This window comes from Sulfuricurvum sp. (assembly GCF_019163035.1).
In the GTDB taxonomy this organism is placed as follows: Bacteria; Campylobacterota; Campylobacteria; order Campylobacterales; family Sulfurimonadaceae; genus Sulfuricurvum.
This window is the reverse complement of record NZ_JAFLKV010000034.1, coordinates 42,910-45,407: the sequence shown is the minus strand read 5'-3', so window position 1 is coordinate 45,407 and position 2,498 is coordinate 42,910. Positions and strand designations below refer to the sequence as shown.

At 46.7% G+C, this 2,498-nt stretch carries 3 protein-coding genes; all 3 read right to left on the bottom strand.

Annotated elements, in window-relative coordinates; all coding sequences use genetic code 11:
* Window positions 1-215 precede the first annotated feature (215 nt).
* From queA to tatB, 3 genes are read right to left on the bottom strand one after another with little or no spacing between them, the layout of a single operon-like run.
* Entirely contained in the window at window positions 216-1,259 is a 1,044-nt protein-coding gene (gene queA / locus JZU62_RS03050; protein ID WP_295011768.1) for a tRNA preQ1(34) S-adenosylmethionine ribosyltransferase-isomerase QueA, read from the bottom strand.
* Window positions 1,237-2,019, bottom strand: coding sequence for a twin-arginine translocase subunit TatC (gene tatC / locus JZU62_RS03045; protein WP_295011766.1), 783 nt, complete (start codon window positions 2,017-2,019; stop codon window positions 1,237-1,239). The genes queA and tatC overlap by 23 nt, the downstream gene beginning before the upstream one ends.
* Window positions 2,012-2,410: a Sec-independent protein translocase protein TatB gene (gene tatB / locus JZU62_RS03040; RefSeq protein ID WP_295011764.1), complete on the bottom strand. Its 399-nt coding sequence runs from the start codon at window positions 2,408-2,410 to the stop codon at window positions 2,012-2,014. Before tatB ends, tatC begins: the two co-directional genes overlap by 8 nt.
* Window positions 2,411-2,498: the final 88 nt, after the last annotated feature.

Here is a 2,498-nt window from a genome sequence, read left to right as displayed (position 1 = left end):
CGATCAGAGATCGTGATCATCGGCTTTTTTTCAGGGAAAGCGATAATGGGTGGAGTGTATTGGGGGATAGTGATAGGTTTTGCTGGATTCTCTTTTCCAAGGAGGGATGACGCCCCAAGGAGTAAGCCGGCACCTAAAAAATGTCTGCGGTTAAGATATTTCATACGATCTGCCTTCGATTATGTTATCACTATTTTATCATAATTTGAGATAATTTAAAGAATAAGCATAGCATCACCGTAGGAGAAAAAGCGGTAGTGTTCCTTTATTGCCTCTTGATACATTCGATGGGTCTCTTCTATCCCGACGAACGAAGCGACGAGCATCAGCAGTGTCGATTGGGGAAGGTGAAAGTTGGTGAGGAGATGGTTGATCCGTAGTGGCGGGTTGTGCGGATGCAAAAAGAGGTTGGCTTCCCCTGAGACCTCTTGGGTACGGGCGTGGAACTCAACCGTGCGGGTAGAAGTCGTCCCGACACTCAAAAGAGGGGTGTCACTATGGAGCAGCTCTTGTGCGGCGATACTGATGTCAAAATACTCCGAGTGCATCGGATGATCGGTGATAATCTCAGCTTCTACGGGTTTGAACGTCCCTGATCCGACATGGAGGGTGACAAAGGCATGCGGATGACGTGAGCATACGGCATCAAACAGCTCATCGGTAAAATGGAGCGATGCGGTGGGGGCGGCAACAGCCCCCTCATGGTGGGCAAAAACGCTTTGGTATTCTCGCTCATCTTCGGAGTTGTCTTCACGTCCGAGATACGGAGGGAGGGGGATGTGACCCACTTGCTCCAAAATGGGGAGGAGTTCTTCAAAGCGGATGAGGGTATGATTGAGATAAAAATTAACCTCACGAGAACCGTCATCGCTAAGGGAAATCACACGGGCACTGAGATCCCCTTCGAAAAGAATGAGAGTATCTATTTTCACTCTCCCTTTGATATAGACGTTGATCGTATGGGCATCGTGGGGGCGGTTGATGAGGAGTTCGACGGCACCTCCGCTCTCTTTGTGACCATAAAGCCTAGCTTTGATAACTTTGGTATCGTTGAAAATAATCCCGCAGTTTTCGGGGAGAAACGATTCGAGTGCATCGAACCGCGCGTGGGTGATACTTTTGTCGGCTCGGTTATAGACGAGGAGGCGGGCATGGTCTCTGGGGTGGATCGGATGGGTAGCTATAAGCTCAGAGGGGAGCTCATAGTGGTAACTGGAGGTGAGAAGGGGGTTGAGATCAGTCAATCGTCTCTTCTTCATCTTCTTCGATATACGGCTCCTCTTTAGGAGCAGGGTTGACGAGGCGGACGATCAAGATTGAGACACCGTAGAGGAGAATCAACGGAACCGCCATCATAATTTGGCTGAGAACGTCCGGCGGAGTGAGAATAGCGGCAATGATAAAAATAAGGACGATGGCATAGCGGAAAAAGTTGATCATCATCCGATCATCGATCAATCCCAAAAGAGCTAGAAAATAACAAAATACCGGAAGCTCAAAGGCTAATCCGAATCCGAAAATGATTTTGGTGAAAAACTCGACGTATTCGCTGATATTGTACATTGGGACAAACGAGGCACTACCGAATTCGATGAAAAATGCGAATCCTAATGGGGTGACGAAATAGTAAGCGAATGCGGCACCGGATAGAAACATAACGGTTCCACCCACAACGATGGGAATAATCATCTTTTTTTCATTGGCATAAAGTCCCGGTGCGATAAAAAGCCATATTTGAGCGAGTATAACAGGGATTGCGGCGATGAGACCGGCAAAAAAGGAGATTTTCATGGCAACAAAAAAGGCTTCGGAGAGCTCTTTGGTCACTAGCATCCCTTTGGCGGCTTTTGGGGAGATTTTGGCTACGGAGGTTAACGCATCAATCAGCGGTTGCGTGATCCATCCGAGAATCGCATCGTGAAAGTTCCACATAAAAATGGACATAATAATAACGGCGGCAACACTGATACCGAGTCGTTTACGCAGTTCGGCTAAATGGGGTCTAAGATCATCAAACATTAGGCTTCTCTTCTATAGGTTTAATCTCTTTTGGGGCAAAGGTAACGACCTCAGGCACTTTGGGTGCGGAGGGTGTTGAGGTGGCTATGGTGTTAAAGTCTAAATCGTTTTTAATGACGTTGAGCTCTGCGCCGATCTCGGTAACATTGGTCATTCTCTCTAACTCCGCACTCGCGTCGGTAAGCTCTTTTTTGTAGCTTAGGGCGCTCTCTTTTAGCTCAGAGAATTTCATCTCTTCTTCGAGTGTTGCTTTGGCAGAGTTCACTGTCCCTTTGACACTTTTGAAAAATTTAGCAATCTCTATCATGGTTGAGGGGAGTTTATCCGGTCCTAAAAATAACACCGCAATAATTGCGATTAGGAAAATTTCACCTAAACCCATTCCAAACATGGCTATTGCCCCTTGATTTATTAATTATTTGGAGATTTTATCCAAAGAAAGTTTAAAACCCTTCTACTCTCAGGGCAATTTCATCCGC

What these genes read in the sequence shown, in the direction of transcription:
- queA (WP_295011768.1), bottom strand. Translation starts at nt 1,259, where the DNA reads ATGAAGAAGAGACGATTGACTGATCTCAACCCCCTTCTCACCTCCAGT.
- tatC (WP_295011766.1), bottom strand. Translation starts at nt 2,019, where the DNA reads ATGTTTGATGATCTTAGACCCCATTTAGCCGAACTGCGTAAACGACTC.
- tatB (WP_295011764.1), bottom strand. Translation starts at nt 2,410, where the DNA reads ATGTTTGGAATGGGTTTAGGTGAAATTTTCCTAATCGCAATTATTGCG.